Origin of the sequence: Burkholderia sp. RF7-non_BP4 (genome assembly GCF_001521935.1) — a bacterium.
Taxonomy (GTDB): domain Bacteria; phylum Pseudomonadota; class Gammaproteobacteria; order Burkholderiales; family Burkholderiaceae; genus Burkholderia; species Burkholderia diffusa.
In genome coordinates, this window is the sequence record NZ_LOTA01000031.1 from 315577 (window position 1) to 334475 (window position 18899).

Here is an 18899-nt window from a genome sequence, read left to right on the forward strand (position 1 = left end):
ACGGCCCCGTCAGAGGGGCCTGAACGGGCCTCAGGCGGCCCGAGATTGATTCAGGGTGAACGACAGCAGGTCGCCGTCGGTCGGCTCGCCCCAGGTCTTCTGGGCGAGCCAGTCGAAAAAGGCCGTCTCGGCCAGCTTCGAATCGAGACCGCGCTTGCGCCAGTCGTCGCGCAAGTGCGAGCCCATCGTCGGCAACACCTCCGACTCGAACGACTCGCGCGCCACTTCGCGCTCCGCGTCGCCCTGCTCCTCGTACAGCACCTTCGCTTCCTTGCGGCGGAACGCCGCGAATTCGCTCAACAGACGCGCCTTCAGATCGTCCGGCTGCGCCGAGACGGCCTTCGCGGCAGGCATGCCGGAAGGCAGCACGTCGACGGACTCGACCGGCGGCGCATAACCCTTCTTCAGCGCGTCCTTGAACAACGCGGGCGCGCTGCGCACCGGCGGCAGCGTCGTGCTGCGCATCCGCTGCTCGGTCATCTGCAGCGCGGCGCGAATCCGGTTTTCTTCGCTGTCCGCGTAGAGCGTCTGCGCTTCCTTGAGCGGAATCCCGAGCTTCACCATCCGGTCGACCAGCGTGCTGTCGAACACGTTCGGATGCTCGTCGAGCGCGAGCATCGGCTGCTTGCGCTCGGTCACGCGGAACTGGATCTCCGCGACCCGCCGCCCTTCACGATGCTCGATCAGCTCGACGAAGATGTTGGTGACCGCGTTGACCTCGGCGATCGCCGGACGCAGGTAGTCCCGCTTGAAGTACTTGTACTCGCGCTTCGCCTCGTCGCCGGCTTCCGTATCGGGTGTGCCCGACAGGATCGGCCGCCACCATTCCCACGGCTCGCGCATCGTCAGGTGGCTCGGGTTCGTCAGGTAGCGCACGCAGATTTCGTAGAGCGCAAGACCGGCGCTGCTACGCAGCTGGCTCTGGAACTGCAGGCTCAGACGTGCGTACTGGACCGGGTCGAGCAGCTTCTTCTTGATCTTCGGTGCAAATGAAAATTCGACCCACACGCGGCGGGTGGCCGGATCCTCGAGAATTTCGGCATCGGCGATCAGCGTCGAGATCCCCCACTTGCGGCCCGGCTTCTGGCTCGACGTCCCCGTGCTCCATTCGACCTGGACCGACACCATACGGCGCAGGTGTTCCTTCACCAGAGCGGTGTCGTTCGAATCGAAGGCGGAGTTGGCGACGATGTCCGACAGCAGCGCGCGATAGGTATCGCCCGAGTCGTCGGCCTGCTGCGCGACGGCGAGCAGGACGTTGAACAGCTTGCGGGTCAGTAGCGTGATCTTGCCGCTCTTCGGCTGAATTGCGATCGCCTCGACGGCCTTACGCAATTCGGCTGAACTGGCACTCACCACATCCACATCGGTTTTCTTGGCGCGCTTCGTGGCCATGCGTCTGGTCGGAGGAGAAGTTTCACGGAAGGATAGCGCCTGTGGTGATGTGCGTCCAGAACGACATGCTCACCATAGCCGGTGAAGTGCGCGCGCAAAACGGCACTCACCCCAACCCTCTCCCGAAAACCCTCACCGGTCCGGATTTAAAGCGTTTCGGACTCGTCCAGACGTGTCGCGGGATGCGCGGATTCACAGATTTTTGCCTGTGCTCGATACGTGCGAAATTTGCTCCCGTATCGGCTCACCTTTCGATTTGTCGTAATTTTACGACTGCGCTTCCGGGGGCTCGTCACAGCGTCGCCACTGGCCGTCGCGGCATCGAGCGGACAGGCTCGCAACGCCCTGTATGCATGTACAGGCGCGGCTGATGGGCCAGTCGCGACCGCGCCCCGCATCCGGAAACCGGCACCGAAAAGCGTGTCCGCAACGTCGATCGAAACCGTTTCACTGGCCCGGGCGCGCATTGTACAGCGCACAGAATCCGTTCAGTCCCGAAAATTCTCACCTTGTCGGCTCGAAATTCTGTGACCTCGATATCGACGAATCCCCGACCCACGCGGGATCAGCAGTTCAAGGCTCCCGAAAAACCTCACCTTGACGATAAAAACGACGTTCCAACGAACGCGGAAGCTGCTCCCGAAAAATCTCACCGTAACCGCCGCGGTATCAAAAATGTCAATGACATCCGATACTTATGTGCGCCAGGCGTTCCGCTGTGTCCGGCGATCATCCCCCGAAAAGCCTCACCTTTACGGCGGTCGGGCGGATGCGGCAGCTGTGTGCTGCCTCCTGAAAAATCTCACCTGTGCCAAAAAGTGGCACAGCGAAAATCAGATTTCCGCCAGTCCCGGTGGGCTTTTCAGCGAATTCGCTGCACTCCCGATCCCGGAAACCCTCACCTTTGGCCAATCTTCGAGCAAATGGCGCTCCTGAAAAACCTCACCTGTGAGGCGCCCGGCAGCCTGTGATTGATGCCCCGAAAAAGCTCACCTTATCGGGATCCGTGCAGGAAAACCCGGATTTTGCTCCCGAAAAGCCTCACCTTTCGGGCCTCACTGGCTTCACCGGGCACTTTTGCTGTGCAAAATGACGGTCGTTTCCCGGAAATCCTCACAGCAAATCCCTGTGGAGTCCCGTGAAACCTCACCTTTCCCGAAAACTGCTCAAAAGATGGGCAGAATAGGGGCGCGAAGAAGGTCCCGCAAATTCTCACCTGTGTCTGCACAGGCAGAAAACTGTGCGCGTAGGCACCGCAAGGGGTCTGTGGCTGTGTGGCCCCGAAAAACCTCACCTTTGGGGAATCTCATGTTTCACTGTGATCCCGAATCCGCTCACGACCTTTCCTGCATCGGCTCACGCAGATCCCCGAACCCCATCACTTCAGCTCCCGCAGAAGATCACCTTGGTTCCCGTAAAACTTCACCTTGTCGGCCGGAAAGCCTTGCTACATAAGGCTGTGCCGTGGCGTTAACGTTTTTAACTAAGGGTTCAAGGGTGTTTACTTCTAATACTCTCAAGACATCGGTCGTCGAGTTTTCCACAGAGCCCCAACGCCTGAACACCGACCGGCTGCGATGACGTCGGTCATGTGAAACAAATGCACTTTTTCGGGGCCTACTCAAAAATGCTTTCGGGACAAGGACTTGCCTCGTTTTCTTCGCTTTGTTTCACGGAATCGACGAGCTGGTTCGTCCGGATTGGCCCACAGCCCTGGTTTCTCTGCACGGCGACGTAAATTCACGACACTCCGCGAAAAAAGTATCAAAAAATACGTATTTCGTTATGATCGCAACATATCAATGTCTGTGAGTCCTCCCATGACGCTAGATGAAATGCGTGAAGTCATCCGAGAAGAACTGGAATCGCTTCGCGCGAGCGGCGCGCGCCGCCAGGAGTTGTCGCTGCATGCGTGCAAGCGGTTGTTCTTCGATCTCGGTATCCGACCGTCGGCCGCCAACGTTCGCGACCTGACCCAGACCGGCAGCGCCAGCGACATTCCAAAGGACATCGATCATTTCTGGGAACGAATCCGTTCTGCATCGAAAATCCGGCTCGACGGTGCGGCGATCCCGAAAGCGGTCGAAGAAAAGGCCGGCGCGTTGCTCGGCGCGCTATATGAAGAGGCCTTGAAAGCGGCCAGGGAAAGCCTCGATGTCGATCGCGAACAGGTTCGCGCTGGGCTGACCGATGCGGAACAACGGCTGCGCGATGCCACGGTTCGCCAGGAAACCCTCGAGGGCGCCCTGACGCGCAGTGAAACCCGCAACGAGCAGTTGCAGGCGCGTGTGACCGAACTCGAGGTGCAACTGGCTTCGCAGTCGACGCACGGTTCGGCAAACGAGGCGACACTGCTCACCACAGTCGCTCGACTTGAAAAGGAACTGGCCGTCATGGCCGGCCGCGTCGACACCGAGCAGACGCAGAATGCGACGCTGCGCGACCGCATCGACACGCTGCAAGCCGAATTGCAGCAGCGCACCGAACACTACGCGCAGCAGATCAAGGATGCGGTGGCCGAAGCCGAGCGCCGCGTCAAACCGATGCTGGTCGAGCTGGACTCGCTGCGCAGCATGGCGTCGACGTACCAGAGCGGTCTGCGCGACGTGCAGCGCAAGGAATTCGATTTTCTTCAGCAACTGAGTTCGGCCAAGGCCCGCGCAGACCGGCTCGAGGAACAGTTGCGTACCCAGAGCGACGAACTGGACCGCGCGACACGCGACGTGAATACGCTGCGCGCGAGCCGCGGGATGAATCCGGAGATTTCCGCACTGATTCGCCGCCTGGCCGACGCAGGTCAGCTCGATGCGGATGCGTTTTCCGCAATCGGGACGTCACTGGACCACGAAATTCCGGTGCCGACCCAGTGCCCGCATTGCGACGGGGAACCGGAGTTGTCGCATGGCGATGACGGATTCGAAGTGTCGTGCCCCGAGTGCGAACATGCGTCGGGGCCTTGGCCTTCCCGATTCGAAGCGATCGCGCGCTTTGCGCGCGACTGATGTGTCGCCCGACACAGGGATCGCACAGGTGAGACGATTCGGGACGCGTGAGGTGAGGTTTTCCGGGAGCTGTGAAACGGTGAGGCTACGCCGCGCAAGGCTGCTCACGAGTCATGTCGCGTGAGCTGCCGGCTCGGCATCAGAGCGTTTCGTCTTGCTCGGGCACGTCACCATTCGCGAGATCATCGCGCCAGTTTTTCCATGCGCGGTGCAGACGGTTCGACGAAATCGGCCGCATGAAGCCGAGCCATTTGCCGACCCGCTCGGGCGGCACGTCATGTTCGAACAGTTCCGCTGCGTAAGTGTTGCGCAGCGTTTGCGGGCTCGCGCGTGCGGTGCGTGATGACGTGAGCCCCGCAGATTCGACGATCGCATCGATCGCGCGCAGCATCGTCGCCTTGTGCATCGGCCGCCCGGCGTGCGATGCCGGAAACACGAGCTCCCCCGGAATCTCCTGGCGCTTGCGCTCCACGAGCCATGCTTCGAGCAACGCGATCGCGAACGAGGCCAGATGGGTTTCGCGCGCGAAATCGGGATGCGTCGACGGGATCTGCAGCGACGTTCCACTCGTATTGATGCAACTAATTGTGAGCACGCGTGCTTCGCCGGTTTTCACGCCGGCCCCGAGAAATGCGGCGACGAGTGCGCGGTCGCGCCGCTCCTTCCAGTATGCGGAGCCGGATACACTAATCGGCGAAAACAGGTAGGCCAGCAACTTCGCGCGTTCGGCCGGTGTCAGGAAACCGGTCGGCTCGTTGTCGCGCGCCTGGCGCCAGTTCGCTTCGCCATCCTGAGCAATGAAGCGGGCCGGGTTGGTGGACGCGAGCTCGGTGCGCCGGATGTGGTCGAGCACGCGTTCGATCAGCCTCAAATAGCGCATTCGCTGTGTTTTCCGGATAGGAAGCTCGCCGACGAAATTCGCGATCGTTGCGGTATCGACCGTGGCCAGGTTTTTTTGATGTGCTCGTAGCCATGCGAGAAAAGCGCCCCATTGTGCGCGGTAGACGTCGGCCGACGAACGGCGGTAGTCCTGCATGGCAAGCCAGGCGTCGAACGCGGCTTCGGGCGAGATGATCCAGTCGGACGCACCGCGGTCGAACAGATCCTTTTCTTCCGGGCGTGCGGGCGTGTCGGAGGATGTGGGTAGGGACATGTCGTTTATTCCGTTAGTTGCGTATATGGTAGCCCTATCCGCAACGTCGCGGGCAGTAGGATGCGGAAGCCGGCCGCCGTCTCGAACGGCCGGGGCCGGGTATCAGTCGCCCCACGCCTTGGACGGGCGATGAATGCGCTCGCGGGGTGCCGCTTCCTGCGATCTGGCTGCGGCTTCATACGCGAGGACCGCGAACGAGAAGACAGCGGGTAGTGCATTCGATCGTCCGAAGTCGATCGGATCATCCGTTTCGGGAAAGGTCATGTCCGACGGCCGTTCGAACAACTGGCGCATGCCGGCTTCGTGCCGGCTGGCAAAGCCGAGATCGGCGAGTGCCTCGGCTTCGATGGCGTGCAGCAGGCGCCACGACAGCGGGACGCGCTGATGGATGTAGCGCCCGGCTATATGACGCACAATCAACTCGAGGTCTTGCGCGGCAGCCTTGAAGCTGAGCGCGGCCAAATCTTGTTCTTCTGTCATCGCAGGCTCCTGTCGACCGGAGCGGGCACCTCGGTGCGCCGGCCCGGCCAATGCATGGCGGAATGTCCGTATACTGTACAAACATACAGTATTTTCCGCAACTGGCCTTTCGGCCAGCTATTCGCATCGTCAGCGATGAATCACGATCAGTAGTGCGCGCGCTTCGGCCTTGCCCGGGTTGCGGATGGCGTGAGGTGTGTCGGCCGGGTAGCGCGCGGTGTCGCCGGCCTTCAGGCGCCGGCTCGCCGCCGCGGCTTCGATTTCCATCGCGCCCTGCAGCACGGTGAGGTGCTCGCGCGTGCCGGGTTCGTGCGCGTTCGACACGAGCGCGCCGCCGCCCGGCAGCGTCAGCTCGTACCATTCGAACTTGCCGGCCAGGTCGATCGGGCCCCATACGCGCAATTGATAGCGGCCGTCGTGGCCGGCGAGCGTCGGGATGTCGTGCGGGCCGTCCACGCGGATCGTTTCCGGCGCTTTCGGCTGCGAGAACAGCTCGTCGAGCGTGATGCCGAGCGCGTTCGTGAGCCGCCATGCGACCGCGATCGTCGGATTGGCTTTGTCACGCTCGATCTCGGAGAGCATCGACTTCGATACGCCAGCTGCGCGCGACAGGTCGTCGAGGGTCAGCTTGCGTTCGTTGCGCAGGCGCTGGATTTGCTCGCCGACGCGCGGCGGCGTCACGCCCGGCGGCTGCGGTGCGGCGCCGGCACGCGTGCGCCGCGACGCGGAGGAACTTGCCATTTGGTTTCCGTTCGCTTAGAGTTGTTCGGTATTTCGAATTCTAGTTCGGAATATCGGATAAATGCGGTCAACCGAACGACCGACTATAACAGTAGCAGGCCGTTGCGCTGCCGCCACGAGCGGCGCGCGGCGGATTGCGAACCCATGTCAGGAGCTTTGCGATGCGTGATGCCTTTCTCGCCCAGGTGCGCGGGACGCTCGACCAGATCCGCGCGGATGGTTTTTACAAGACCGAGCGCGAGATCGCGAGTCCCCAAGCGGCGGCCGTGCGGCTCGCCAGCGGTGCCGGCGTGCTGAATTTCTGCGCGAACAACTATCTCGGTCTGGCGAACGATCCGCGCCTGATCGCCGCGGCGCAGGCCGGTCTCGACCAGGATGGCTTCGGCATGGCGTCGGTGCGCTTCATCTGCGGCACGCAAACCGTGCACAAGCAGCTCGAAAGCGCGCTGGCGTCGTTTCTCGGCACGGAAGACAGCATCCTCTATTCGAGCTGTTTCGATGCGAACGGCGGCCTGTTCGAGACGCTGCTCGACGAGAACGACGCGGTGATCAGCGACGAGCTGAACCACGCGAGCATCATCGACGGCATCCGCCTCTGCAAGGCGAAGCGGTTCCGCTACAAGAACAACGACCTGTCCGATCTCGAGGCGAAGCTGAAGGAAGCCGACGCAGCGGGCGCGCGCCACAAGCTGATCGCGACCGACGGTGTGTTCTCGATGGACGGCATCATCGCCGATCTGAAAGGCATCTGTGACCTCGCCGATCGTTACGGCGCGCTCGTGATGGTCGACGATTCGCACGCGGTCGGCTTCATCGGCGCGCATGGCCGCGGCACGCCCGAGCACTGCGGCGTCGACGGTCGCGTCGACATCATCACCGGCACGCTCGGCAAGGCGCTGGGCGGTGCATCGGGCGGCTATGTCGCGGCCCGCCGCGAGGTCGTCGAATTGCTGCGCCAGCGTTCGCGCCCGTATCTGTTCTCGAACACGCTGACGCCGAGCATTGCCGCGGCGTCGCTGAAGGTGCTGGAACTGCTCGGCAGCGACGAAGGGGCGAAGCTGCGCGCACGCGTGCGCGAGAATGGCGCGCGTTTCCGCGAACAGATGACCGCTGCGGGTTTCACGCTCGTGCCGGGTGCGCATCCGATCATCCCGGTGATGCTCGGCGACGCGCAGCTCGCGACCAACATGGCCGACAAGTTGCTCGAAGAAGGCGTCTACGTGATCGGCTTCTCGTTCCCGGTCGTGCCGCGCGGTCGCGCACGCATCCGCACGCAGATGAGCGCCGCGCATACGCCTGAACAGATCGATCAGACGGTCGCCGCGTTCGTGCGCGTCGGCAAGTCGCTCGGCATCGTCTGACGGAGGCGCGACCATGAAAGCACTGGCAAAGCTCGAGCGCGGCCCGGGTCTCACGCTCACGCGCGTGAAGCGCCCCGAAGTCGGACACAACGACGTGCTGATCAAGATTCGCCGCACGGCGATCTGCGGCACCGACATCCATATCTGGAAGTGGGACGACTGGGCGCAAAAGACGATTCCCGTACCGATGCACGTCGGCCACGAATACGTCGGCGAGATCGTCGAGATGGGGCAGGAAGTGCGCGGCTTCGCGATCGGCGACCGCGTGTCCGGCGAAGGCCACATCACGTGCGGCTTCTGCCGCAACTGTCGTGCCGGCCGCCGGCATCTGTGCCGCAACACCGTCGGCGTCGGCGTGAATCGCGAGGGCGCGTTCGCCGAGTATCTGGCGATTCCCGCGTTCAACGCGTTCAAGATTCCGCCCGAGATTTCAGACGATCTCGCATCGATCTTCGATCCGTTCGGCAACGCGACGCACACGGCGCTGTCGTTCAATCTCGTCGGCGAGGACGTGCTGATCACGGGCGCGGGCCCGATCGGCATCATGGCCGTCGCGATCGCGAAGCACGTCGGCGCGCGCAACGTCGTGATCACCGACATCAACGACTACCGGCTCGAGCTCGCGCGCAAGATGGGTGCGACGCGCGCGGTCAACGTCGCACGCGAGTCGCTGCGCGACGTGATGGCCGACCTGCACATGACGGAAGGCTTCGATGTCGGCCTCGAGATGTCGGGCGTGCCGAGCGCGTTCACCAGCATGCTCGAGGCGATGAATCACGGCGGCAAGGTCGCGCTGCTCGGGATTCCGCCCGCGCAGACGGCGATCGACTGGAACCAGGTGATCTTCAAGGGGCTCGAGATCAAGGGCATCTACGGGCGCGAGATGTTCGAGACCTGGTACAAGATGGTCGCGATGCTGCAAAGCGGCCTCGATCTCTCGCCGATCATCACGCATCGTTTTGCGGCCGACGATTACGAACAAGGCTTCGCCGCGATGCTGTCCGGTGAAAGCGGCAAGGTGATCCTCGACTGGACGGTCTGAGTGCCGGCGGGGCGGCTCGGCGCGTTTGCCGACTGCCCCGTTCGTGTCGGCATGAGCGTTTGTCGAGGCAGGGCGGCTTCGACGAACGCGTGAGGTGAGATTATTCGGGAGCTGTGTTTGCGTGCCGAATGACGGCTCGATCGTGCATTCGCGAGGCGTGCAGGCAAGTAAGTCAATGGGCTGCACGTCGTTTCTCGTTGGCGATATGAGGGTGATCGCGCTTCGATCCCGCAGCAAGCCACGTATCGGTGACATGCAATCGCGCGTGCACCTCACCTGTCAGCGTCGCTCACCCGTCCACGTCATCGCGTCGTTCGGCGCATGTCTTTCTTCCTGCCCTTCCGTTTCGTTTGCCGCGCCTGGATAGCGAGGCTCTGTCGCATCGCCCGCTTGCCGCGATGTGCTTCCACGCCAGCACGTCACCACGCAACGTCGTCACGGCACTGCCTCGATGCGTGAGCCGATCAACGACATGCGCACTCACCTGTCAGCATCCCCGGCCGCATCGATCGGTGCGCTGCCCGCTATTTGATCCGCTCACCGTTCAACCATCGCGGTTCGAGTTGCAGACTCAACACGACGAGCCAGCGTTTCGGGCATTGCGGTGCGATCTCGATCAGTTCGCCATGCGCACCGGACACCGTCACGAACCCGTGCTGCGCCGCATGCCGATACGCACGGGATGCGTCAGCCTGAAGCCAGAAGCTGACGAGCGCGCACGTGACGAAACGGAACAGCAGCAACGTCGCGGCTTCCGGCGCGTAGCCGACCGCGGCGAGCAGGGCGTCGAACACGAACGTCAGAACTTGCGTGACCGCGATCGTGATGACAGTCAGCTTCACCAGCCCGCGCATGCGCAGCGCTGCCCGCGTGCGGGCATGCGTCAGTGCGAGCCGCGCGCGGTCGTCGTCGGCTTCGTGTTTCATGACGCCGCTCCGGCGCGCCGCGCGACGTGGATCGACGTCATGTCGGATGCAGGTATCCGCCCATCGAACGAGCCAACGGCCTTGCACAGGATCGCGCTGTCGTAGCTGTGCCCTGCAAACCGCATCACGTCGATCAACTGAAATCCTTCGCGTCGATAGAAGTCGACGAGTCGGATAGCCGCATGCGGCGCATCGAGCGCGAGGTGCGTCGCGCCACGCGCGGCCGCCCGCCGTTGCGCGAACGCGAGCAGCGCACGGCCGATGCCGCGATCCTGCCACACCGGATCGACGGCCAACTGGCCGAGCGTCGCGACGCGTCGGCTGCGGTACGGATCGCACCGCGAATCGGGATCGTGCGGCTGCATCGTGATCGTCGCGACCAGATGCGCGTTCCCGAGCGCGACGAAACACTCGTTGGTGAGCATGCGTTCGCGCGTCGCCGACGCCGGCTGGTCGACCCCCGGACAGTTGAAGCCCGCGGCGCCGAGAGGCGCGTACGCGCGATGCAGCAACGCGGTCAAAGACTCGTACGAATCGCTGCGCGGATCGAAACGCCGTACGACGACACGGCCATCGAGCCGCTTCGCATAAGCCGCATAGGCACGCTCGGAGCGTGCGGATTCCGGTCGCTGCATGATGTCCTTTCGGCCAGATAGGTTGACCGAAGTGTAGTGAGCACCCTGCGTCAGCTTCAAGAAAAAATGTCGTAAACGCCGCCTGCAATGCGCTGCCCGCCATCGAAACCAGGCGGCGCTCGGCCCTTCCGACGACAGGGCTTTTTCACGTGGAAGTTGACGGTGGAGAACGATCGTTCTACCGTAAACCCATGAACACACATGATGACTTCTCCGGCGAACCGGCCGTTCGCGACCGGCTGCTCGACGCGGCCGAAGCGCTGATCTACTCGGGCGGCATCCATGCCACGGGCGTCGATGCGATCGTGACGCGATCCGGTGCCGCGCGAAAGAGCTTTTATTCGCATTTCGAATCGAAGGAGGCGCTGGTCGTCGCGGCGCTCGAGCGCCGCGACGAGCGCTGGATGCACTGGTTCGTCGACGCCACGCTGGCGCGCGGCAAGTCGCCGCGTGCGCATTTGCTCGGCATGTTCGACGTGCTGCGCGACTGGTTCTCGCAACCCGATTTTCACGGCTGCGCGTTCCTGAACGCGTCCGGCGAGATTGCCGACACCGACGATCCGGTACGCGTCGTCGCGCGTATGCACAAGGCGCGCTTGCTTGCGTTCGTGCGCGAGCGGCTCGACGCGTATGCCGACGACGCCGGCATCGAGCGCCGTGGCCTGGCCCGCCTCGCGCGCCAATGGCTGGTGTTGATCGACGGCGCGATCGGCGTCGCGCTCGTCAGCGGCGATGCGACCGCGGCGCGCGATGCGCGCGCGACCGCCGAACTCTTGCTCGATACGGTGTGTCGAGCGTCGAAGTAACGCGTCCCAACCGGCTGCGTTTGTGCGCAGCCCCAACCTTGAACAGGAGCATCCCATGTCCGCTTCCCCGGAAGTTCGTCCGCCCGTTCCGCCCTTCACGCTCGATACGGCGCGCCAGAAAGTGCGTGCCGCGGAGGATGCGTGGAACACGCGCGACCCACAGCGCGTCTCGCTTGCCTATACGCCGCAGAGCCGGTGGCGCAATCGCGCGGAGTTCGTGACGGGCCGCGACGAGATCGTCGGACTGCTGCAGCGGAAATGGACGCGCGAGCTCGACTACCGGCTGATCAAGGAGCTGTGGGCGTTCGGCGGCAATCGCATCGCGGTGCGATTCGCGTACGAATGGCATGACGACGCCGGAAATTGGTTCCGCTCATACGGGAACGAAAACTGGGAGTTCGACGAAAACGGCTTGATGGCGCATCGTCACGCGAGCATCAACGACCTGCCGATTCGCGAAGCGGATCGCCTGTACCACTGGCCGCTCGGTCGCCGTCCGGACGATCATCCCGGCCTGTCCGATCTCGGGCTGTGACGCATCACGATGGCGTCGCGCGAACGCGCTCGATCGTGCATCGAGCGCGACGCCTGTGCTAAACGGTGAGGGAATACGGGAGCCGCAGGTTGAGGTGAGCGTTTTCGGGAGAGGAGGCATTTCGTGCGGGACGGTGCGATCCTTCACGCCCTGCATCTCACCGATCGATCTTCGCAGGGAACGGTGCGGTTGCACTGATCGAAGCGCGGCATGCGACATCGGCGTCGCACTTGTTGCGTACATGCATGGCGGTGAGTTTCAAGTTTCAATCGGTGTATATCGATGCGCGATGCAACTCACCGCTCGACATCGACGTGATGCAGGCCACCGCGATGAATCGACACGTAACCGTGCGTGCCGCCGAATCGCGTTGCTCACCGCTCGACTTCGACGCGCACGCCTCCAGGCGCGCGCGTCGGAATCGACGAAGGTGCGCGGCAGTCAGTCGTGCTGCTCACCATTGAGCACGACGTCGATCGAACCCTTCCGAGCCGCGCGCCTTCGGATCGTTCCGTCAGCCGGCGATCCGCACCGCGATTGCCTCTCCCACTTCCTGCGTCCCCGCCTGGCCGCCGAGATCGCGCGTGCGCGGCCCGGTGCGCAGCACGTCCTCGATCGCCGCGACGATCGCATCGTGCGCCTCGCGTTCGCGGCCCGCGCCGTTGCCGAGGAAGTCGAGCATCATCGCCGCCGACCAGATCATCGCGATCGGATTCGCGATGTACTGGCCCGCGATGTCCGGTGCGGAGCCGTGCACCGGTTCGAACAGCGATGGAAACGTGCGGTCCGGGTTCAGGTTCGCCGACGGCGCGATGCCGATCGTGCCCGTGCAGGCCGGCCCGAGGTCGGACAGGATGTCGCCGAACAGATTCGACGCGACGACGACGTCGAAGCGGTCGGGCTGCAACACGAAGCGCGCGCACAGGATGTCGATGTGCTGCTTGTCGACGGCGATCTCGGGATAGCGTTCGCCCATCTCGGCCGCGCGCGCGTCCCACCACGGCATGCTGATCGCGATGCCGTTGCTCTTCGTCGCGACGGTCAGGCGCTTCGCGCGGCGCTGCGCGAGTTCGAATGCGAACTTCAGCACGCGCTCCGTGCCGTGACGCGTGAAGATCGACTGCTGCATCACCACTTCGCGGTCGGTGCCTTCGAACATCGTGCCGCCGACCGACGAATATTCGCCTTCGGTGTTCTCGCGCACGATCATGAAGTCGATGTCGCCCGCTTTGCGGCCGGCGAGCGGCGACGGCACGCCGTCGAACAGGCGCGCGGGCCGCAGGTTGATGTACTGGTCGAATTCGCGGCGGAATTTCAGCAGCGAACCCCACAGCGAAATGTGATCGGGCACCGTCGCGGGCCAGCCGACCGCGCCGAACAGGATCGCGTCCATGCCCGACAGCCGGGCCTTCCAGTCGTCCGGCATCATCTTGCCGTGCTGCGCGTAGTAGTCGCAGCTCGCCCAGTCGATCTGCTCGAACTGGAAACGGATGCCGAAGCGCGCCGTCACCGCGTCGAGCGCGCGCAGGCCTTCGGGCATCACTTCACGGCCGATGCCGTCACCGGGGATGACGGCAATCTTGTACGTCTTGTCGCTCATGCAAGCCTCCTTGGCTGGTCGGGCCGCCGGCAGCGTGCGCAGCGGAACACGACGTCATTTTATTTATTTCCATTCAGATTAAAATCGTGCGAAAGGTTAATCGACTTTCCACGAATCGTGAATAAATCACCGAATCTCGACGACCTGCGCGTCTTCAGCCTGGTCGTCCGCCTGACGAGCTTCAGCGCGGCGGCCGAGCAGCTCGCGGTCTCGCCCGCCTATGTGAGCAAGCGCATCGCGCTGCTCGAGGCGCAGCTCGGCACGCGGCTGCTGCATCGCTCGACGCGCCGCGTGACGGTCACGGAGGCCGGCGAACGCGTGTTCGCGCGTGCCGAGAAGATTCTCGACGACGTCGATCATCTCGTCGAGGACGTGTCGACCACGCGCACGGTGCCGCGCGGCACGCTGCGCATCTCGAGCAGCTTCGGTTTCGGCCGTCATGTCGTCGCGCCGGCGTTGCTCGACTTCTCCGCGCGCTATCCGCAGCTGAACGTGCGGCTCGATCTGTTCGACCGGCTCGTCGACGTCGCGGGCGAAGGCTACGACCTCGACGTGCGCATCGGCGACGAGATCGCCGATCACCTGATCGCGCGCCGCCTTGCCGCGAACTATCGCGTGCTGTGCGCGTCGCCCGACTATCTCGCACGGCGCGGCACGCCGCGGACGCTCGCGGATCTCGCATCGCACGACTGCCTCGCGATCAAGGAGCGCGACCATCTGTTCGGCGTCTGGCGGCTGAACCTGCGCGGCGAAACGGCAACGGTGAAGGTCGGCGGCGCGCTGTCGACGAACCACGGCGAGGTGGCCGTGCAATGGGCGCTGGCCGGGCGCGGGATCGTGCTGCGCTCGATCTGGGAAGCGGGGCCGCTGATCGAGCGCGGCGCGCTTCGTCGCGTGCTGCCGGACGTCATTCAGCCGGCGAATATCTGGGCGGTGTATCCGGAACGCGTCGCGGCTTCGGCGAAAGTGCGCGTGTGCGTCGATTTTCTCGCGGAGGCGCTTGCCGGGTTGAACGCCGCAGCGGGGGACGATGCGGCCTGAAATCGGCCAAAGGTGAGCTTTTACGGGGGCGTGTGAAAGCGTTGGCGGACGCCCGTCGTTGGCTCGCAACCGCGTCGCGATCCGGTAGCGTGCCGCGCGCACCGGCGGCCGCGATGCGCCGGACCTGCCAATGATAACGTCCGCCCGCGGCTCACGCCGCCTTCGATGTGCTCGTCGCGTTCGCCGCACCGAGCATCAGGTCGAGATTCTGCACGGCCGCGCCGGATGCCCCTTTGCCGAGATTGTCGAACACGGCCGACAGCAGCACCTGACCGTGCTCGGCATTCACGAACACGCCGAGCCGCAGGTCGTTCGTACCGTTCAACGCTTGCGGATCGAGATGCGTGATCGTGCGCGTATCCGCGAGCGGAGTGACCTCGACGTGGCGCGCGCCGGCGTAATGGTGCGCGAGACACGCATGCAGCGACTCACCGGTCACGCCTGCCGGGAGCAGGCGCAACTCGATCGGCACGGTCAGCACGATGCCTTGCCGATAGGCGCCATAGGCCGGCACGAACAGCGGACGATGCGCGAGCCCGGCGTGCAGCTGGATTTCGGGCACGTGCTTGTGCGCGAGCGCGAGGCCATAGACCTGCAGCGGTTTCGTGCGTGCGGCTCCGTTCGATTCGAATTCGTCGACGGCGGCCCGGCCGCCGCCCGAGTAACCGGACACGGCATGGATGCTCACCGGATAGTCGCGCGGAAGCAGGCCGGCTCGTTGCAGCGGCCCGAGCAGGCCGATCGCGCCCGTCGGATAGCAGCCCGGATTGGTGACGCGCCGCGCGTGCGCGATCGTCTGCGCATGTCCGTCGGTCATCTCGGGAAAGCCGTAGACCCATTCCGGATCGGTGCGATGGGCCGAGCTCGCGTCGATCACGCGTACCGCCGGATTCCGGATGAAGCCGACCGCTTCGCGCGCGGCGGCGTCCGGCAGGCACAGAATCGCGATATCGGATGCATTGATCGCTTCGGCGCGCCGTGCGGGGTCCTTGCGCTCGGCATCCGGCAGCGTGACGAGCCGCAGGTCGGTGCGATTCCGCAGGCGCTCGTGGATCTGCAGTCCGGTCGTACCTTGGTCGCCGTCGATGTAGACAGTGGAGAGGCTCATGATGGTCGCGTTCCTCGCTTCGGACGTCGGGAAAGCCATATCGTCCATCGAACGCCTAGAATAGGAAAAGTTGAATTTCCTGATTGCGAGATTCAGATTTCCTGAACGAGAGGTGGAAATGCGCGAGATCAGTCTGGATCGACTGCGTACGCTGGTCGCGATCGCCGACCAGGGATCCTTCGTGGCCGCCGCGCAACTGCTTCATCTCGCGCCGCCGACGGTCAGCCTTCATGTTGCCGAACTCGAAAGCCGCATCGGTGCGCCGTTGCTGTCGCGCACGCGCGGCAACGTGCAGCCGTCGACCATCGGTGCCGTGCTGGTGGAGCGGGCGCGCCGTCTGCTGGCCGAGGTCGAGTCGACCCTCGACGACGTGGAGCGACAAGTGCAGGGGCTGACCGGGCGGGTGCGTCTCGGCGCCTCGACCGGCGCGATCGCCCATCTGTTGCCGCAGGCGGTGGCCCGGCTGCGCGAGCGGCATCCGGACATCGATGTCCAGATCGCGGTACTCACGTCGCACGACACACTGGCGCGCATCGCGCAGGGCACGCTCGACGTCGGCCTGGTGGCGCTGCCGCAGCCGGCGGTCGCGGGGGTGTCGATCCGCGCATGGCGGCGCGATCCGGTGCTGGCCTTTCTGCCCGCGGACTGGCGGCTGCCGGCGCGTGTGACGCCGGCCTATCTGGCCGCGCGTCCGCTGATTCTCAACGATGCGACCACCCGCCTGTCGCGGCTCACGACGGAATGGTTCGCGCTCGGTGGCCACCGCCCCGAGCCGCGCATCGAACTCAACTACAACGATGCGATCAAGAGTCTGGTCGCCGCGGGCTACGGCGCGACGCTGCTGCCGCACGAGGCGGGCGCCCCGTTGCCGGACGCACGCATCGTCATGCGGCCGCTGCGTCCGGCGTTGTGGCGCGAACTGGGCATCGCCCATCGGGCCGGCCCGGTCGAGCGGTCGACCCAGCACGTGCTCGACGCGTTATGGGCGCTCGGCGCACGCTAGAAAGCGGCCAGCGGTATTCCGGTTCGTCAGGCGTCAGGCGTCGGCACGTGGCCGTGGCCCGTCACAGCCGGTTGTCCCGCGCGAGCATCAGCACGCGCGCCCAGCGCTGCGCATCGCGCTTGTCCATCATCGGCAGCTTCCATTCGCCGCGTACGGCGTCGCACACACGCACGACCAGATGCCAGCGGCCATCGATCGGCGCGGCTTCGCAGCCGTCGAGCTGCGACAACGTATAGCGGCCGTCCGCGCCGTCATGCGACAGCCACAGCAGCCCCTGCGTCGCGGACACGCGCACCTCGCCCCACGCGCGATGCACGATGTGGGTCCAGCCTTGTTCCTTCGTGTTCGGTGCGATGTCACGGCGGCGCTTGATCCACCACGCGACCAGCGCGATCAGGATCGCGGCGGCGAGCACGGCGGCCGCGATCGCGACCGGCTGGCCGAACTGCGCGGCGATGACGTGAAACAGGTGAACCGCGCCCCATCCCAGGGCGATGAGCGCGAACAGCGCAATGAAAATCGGCATGTCGAATCGGAAAGGAGGACGGACCGGCGCAGGCAGCGCGCCGGTCCGTCGCACGCGGCATTACCGGCGGCGGTGAATGTCGTGCGTGACGAAGCCCGCGTCGTTGGTGGGCAGCGCGAGGCCGTCCTTGACCGCGAGCGTCTTGCGGATGTCGTCGAGCCCCGCGCTCCAGTGGTCGCGCATCGTCGACAGACCGAACTGATAGTCCTTGTAGTGGTGCTCGTACGCCTTCTGCTGATAGATCAGGTGCTGGATGTTGTACTTCTTCCCGCTCGACATCGCTTCAGCCTCGACGCACCACGGGTCGTTCTTGCGCTGCTCTTCCGGTACCTGCTCGAGCACGTGGCGCAGCACGTTGCGGTAGCGCTGTTCGCGCTGCAGCGTGTCGGTGACGAAGCGCGTGCGGCTCGAATACTGCACGTCCTTCGTGCGTTCCGCGACGTCGGCCATCGTGCGCGGCAGCGGCCCGCGTGCGCTCCACAGGTCGACCTGGAACGCGAGCGTGTCGCGCCGCGGACGCGCGCGCAGCACTTCCATCAGCGGCGTATTCGACACGACGCCGCCGTCCCAGTAATACTCGCCGTCGATCTCGACCGGCGGGAACGCGGGCGGCAGCGCGCCGGACGCCATGAAGTGCTCGGGCTCGAGGCGGATGCGCGAGTTGTCGAAGTACACGAAGTTGCCGGTGCCGACGTTGACCGCGCCGACCGATACGCGCGTCTCGCCCGAGTTGATCCGGTCGAAATCGCACAGCTTGAGCAGCGTCGCGCGCAACTGCGACGTGTCGTACCAGCTGATCTTTTCCGGATGATCGGACACGCCCGGCAGCGGCGGCGGGAAGCGCGGCACGAAGAAGCCCTGCTGGCCCTGCATCATCGCGCTCGCGGCCTGCGACGCGGTGAAGAACGTGCGGATCTGATCGATGCTGTTGAACAGCGCGAACTCGAACGCGGCTGGAATCGCGGGAAAGAACGCCGGCTGGCAGATCGTTTCCCAGAATTCGCGCAGCCGCTCGACGCGATGTTCGGGCGCATTGCCGGCGATCAGCGCGGTGTTGAGCGCGCCGATCGAGATGCCGGCGATCCAGTCGAGCGGAATGCCCGCTTCGTGCAGGCCCTCGAACACGCCGGCCTGATACGCGCCGAGCGCGCCGCCGCCCTGCAGGACGAGCGCGATCGTTTCGTAAGGCAGCGACCGCGCAGCGGCCGGCGCGCCGGCTTCGTGATGCAGGTCCGCCGCATCGACGGCCTGCTTTTCTGTACGCGCGTGCGGTTTCATCAGTTGCTCCGAGAAATCCCGCCGTGGACGGCGGAGACGGATGGCGTGCCGTCGCTCGACGGTACGCCATCGTGAGTCGTGAGAATGGACGTGATGCGGGAATCGCCTTCCGTCAGGGAGGCGAGGACGTTACTGCATGAACCAGCCGTGGCTGACGATGAACGACTGGCCCGTGAGCGCGGCGCTCGGGAACGCCGACAGGAACAGCACCGTCTGCGCGACGTCCTGCACCGTCGTGAACACGCCGTCGACCGTGTTGCCGAGCAT

The 18899-nt window shown here is 64.5% G+C and carries 17 protein-coding genes and 1 pseudogene; 7 read left to right on the forward strand and 11 right to left on the reverse strand.

Features of this window, described 5'->3' with window-relative positions:
* Positions 1-30: 30 nt before the first annotated feature.
* The gene (locus WS49_RS13550) at positions 31-1395 is read right to left on the reverse strand and encodes a replication initiation protein (RefSeq protein WP_059529042.1); all 1365 of its coding nucleotides are present in this window, start codon (positions 1393-1395) and stop codon (positions 31-33) included.
* A gap of 1820 nt (positions 1396-3215) precedes the next feature.
* On the opposite strand from WS49_RS13550, the gene WS49_RS13555 reads away from it, so the two are divergent.
* Entirely contained in the window at positions 3216-4397 is a 1182-nt protein-coding gene (locus WS49_RS13555; RefSeq protein ID WP_059529045.1) for a DNA-binding protein, read from the forward strand.
* Between the two features lie 139 nt (positions 4398-4536).
* Here the strand turns inward: WS49_RS13555 and WS49_RS13560 are convergent, their stop codons facing one another.
* The 3 genes from WS49_RS13560 to WS49_RS13570 all read right to left on the reverse strand — a co-directional run bounded on the left by WS49_RS13560 (position 4537) and on the right by WS49_RS13570 (position 6771).
* Positions 4537-5550 carry a tyrosine-type recombinase/integrase gene (locus tag WS49_RS13560; protein WP_059529048.1) on the reverse strand — a complete coding sequence of 338 codons (1014 nt, stop codon included), beginning with the start codon at positions 5548-5550 and terminating at the stop codon, positions 4537-4539.
* A 102-nt stretch (positions 5551-5652) separates the two neighbouring features.
* Positions 5653-6030 carry a DUF2471 family protein gene (locus WS49_RS13565; protein ID WP_059529051.1) on the reverse strand — a complete coding sequence of 126 codons (378 nt, stop codon included), beginning with the start codon at positions 6028-6030 and terminating at the stop codon, positions 5653-5655.
* 129 nt (positions 6031-6159) lie between these two features.
* Positions 6160-6771: a helix-turn-helix domain-containing protein gene (locus tag WS49_RS13570; protein ID WP_059529054.1), complete on the reverse strand. Its 612-nt coding sequence runs from the start codon at positions 6769-6771 to the stop codon at positions 6160-6162.
* A 161-nt stretch (positions 6772-6932) separates the two neighbouring features.
* Between WS49_RS13570 and WS49_RS13575 the strand changes: the two genes are divergently transcribed.
* Together WS49_RS13575 and tdh are read left to right on the forward strand one after the other, a co-directional pair.
* Entirely contained in the window at positions 6933-8132 is a 1200-nt protein-coding gene (locus tag WS49_RS13575) for a glycine C-acetyltransferase (protein WP_059529057.1), read from the forward strand.
* A 13-nt stretch (positions 8133-8145) separates the two neighbouring features.
* Positions 8146-9174 (forward strand): L-threonine 3-dehydrogenase, encoded by a 1029-nt coding sequence (tdh, locus tag WS49_RS13580; RefSeq protein WP_059529060.1) that lies wholly within the window; start codon positions 8146-8148, stop codon positions 9172-9174.
* A 524-nt stretch (positions 9175-9698) separates the two neighbouring features.
* Here tdh and WS49_RS13585 read toward each other — a convergent pair.
* Together WS49_RS13585 and WS49_RS13590 are read right to left on the reverse strand one after the other, a co-directional pair.
* Positions 9699-10100 carry a hypothetical protein gene (locus WS49_RS13585; protein WP_059529063.1) on the reverse strand — a complete coding sequence of 134 codons (402 nt, stop codon included), beginning with the start codon at positions 10098-10100 and terminating at the stop codon, positions 9699-9701.
* On the reverse strand, positions 10097-10735 hold the full coding sequence (locus WS49_RS13590) for a GNAT family N-acetyltransferase (RefSeq protein ID WP_059529066.1): 639 nt from the start codon (positions 10733-10735) through the stop codon (positions 10097-10099). The genes WS49_RS13585 and WS49_RS13590 overlap by 4 nt, the downstream gene beginning before the upstream one ends.
* A 191-nt stretch (positions 10736-10926) precedes the next feature.
* Between WS49_RS13590 and WS49_RS13595 the strand changes: the two genes are divergently transcribed.
* Positions 10927-11541 (forward strand): TetR/AcrR family transcriptional regulator, encoded by a 615-nt coding sequence (locus WS49_RS13595; protein ID WP_059529069.1) that lies wholly within the window; start codon positions 10927-10929, stop codon positions 11539-11541.
* Positions 11542-11596: 55 nt separating this feature from the next.
* A complete protein-coding gene (locus tag WS49_RS13600; protein ID WP_012365039.1) occupies positions 11597-12076 on the forward strand; it encodes a nuclear transport factor 2 family protein in 480 nt (159 codons plus the stop codon).
* Between the two features lie 514 nt (positions 12077-12590).
* Here the strand turns inward: WS49_RS13600 and WS49_RS13605 are convergent.
* Entirely contained in the window at positions 12591-13676 is a 1086-nt protein-coding gene (locus WS49_RS13605; protein WP_059529072.1) for a tartrate dehydrogenase, read from the reverse strand.
* Positions 13677-13793: 117 nt separating this feature from the next.
* Between WS49_RS13605 and WS49_RS13610 the strand changes: the two genes are divergently transcribed.
* The gene (locus WS49_RS13610; RefSeq protein ID WP_059529075.1) at positions 13794-14717 is read left to right on the forward strand and encodes a LysR substrate-binding domain-containing protein; all 924 of its coding nucleotides are present in this window, start codon (positions 13794-13796) and stop codon (positions 14715-14717) included.
* A 151-nt stretch (positions 14718-14868) separates the two neighbouring features.
* Here WS49_RS13610 and argC read toward each other — a convergent pair whose 3' ends face one another.
* Positions 14869-15825, reverse strand: a complete 957-nt coding sequence (argC, locus tag WS49_RS13615) for an N-acetyl-gamma-glutamyl-phosphate reductase (RefSeq protein ID WP_059529133.1) — start codon at positions 15823-15825, stop codon at positions 14869-14871.
* A 118-nt stretch (positions 15826-15943) separates the two neighbouring features.
* Here argC and WS49_RS13620 point away from each other — a divergent pair, with 118 nt between their 5' ends.
* The gene (locus tag WS49_RS13620; protein ID WP_059529078.1) at positions 15944-16828 is read left to right on the forward strand and encodes a LysR family transcriptional regulator; all 885 of its coding nucleotides are present in this window, start codon (positions 15944-15946) and stop codon (positions 16826-16828) included.
* A 61-nt stretch (positions 16829-16889) separates the two neighbouring features.
* Here the strand turns inward: WS49_RS13620 and WS49_RS13625 are convergent, their stop codons facing one another.
* The 3 genes and pseudogenes from WS49_RS13625 to WS49_RS34995 form a co-directional block, all read right to left on the reverse strand.
* Positions 16890-17354, reverse strand: a complete 465-nt coding sequence (locus WS49_RS13625; RefSeq protein ID WP_059529081.1) for a hypothetical protein — start codon at positions 17352-17354, stop codon at positions 16890-16892.
* A 60-nt stretch (positions 17355-17414) separates the two neighbouring features.
* Positions 17415-18632: a patatin-like phospholipase family protein gene (locus WS49_RS13630; RefSeq protein ID WP_059529084.1), complete on the reverse strand. Its 1218-nt coding sequence runs from the start codon at positions 18630-18632 to the stop codon at positions 17415-17417.
* A 129-nt stretch (positions 18633-18761) separates the two neighbouring features.
* Positions 18762-18899 (reverse strand): annotated as a pseudogene (locus tag WS49_RS34995) (3-hydroxybutyrate dehydrogenase); the annotation flags it as partial.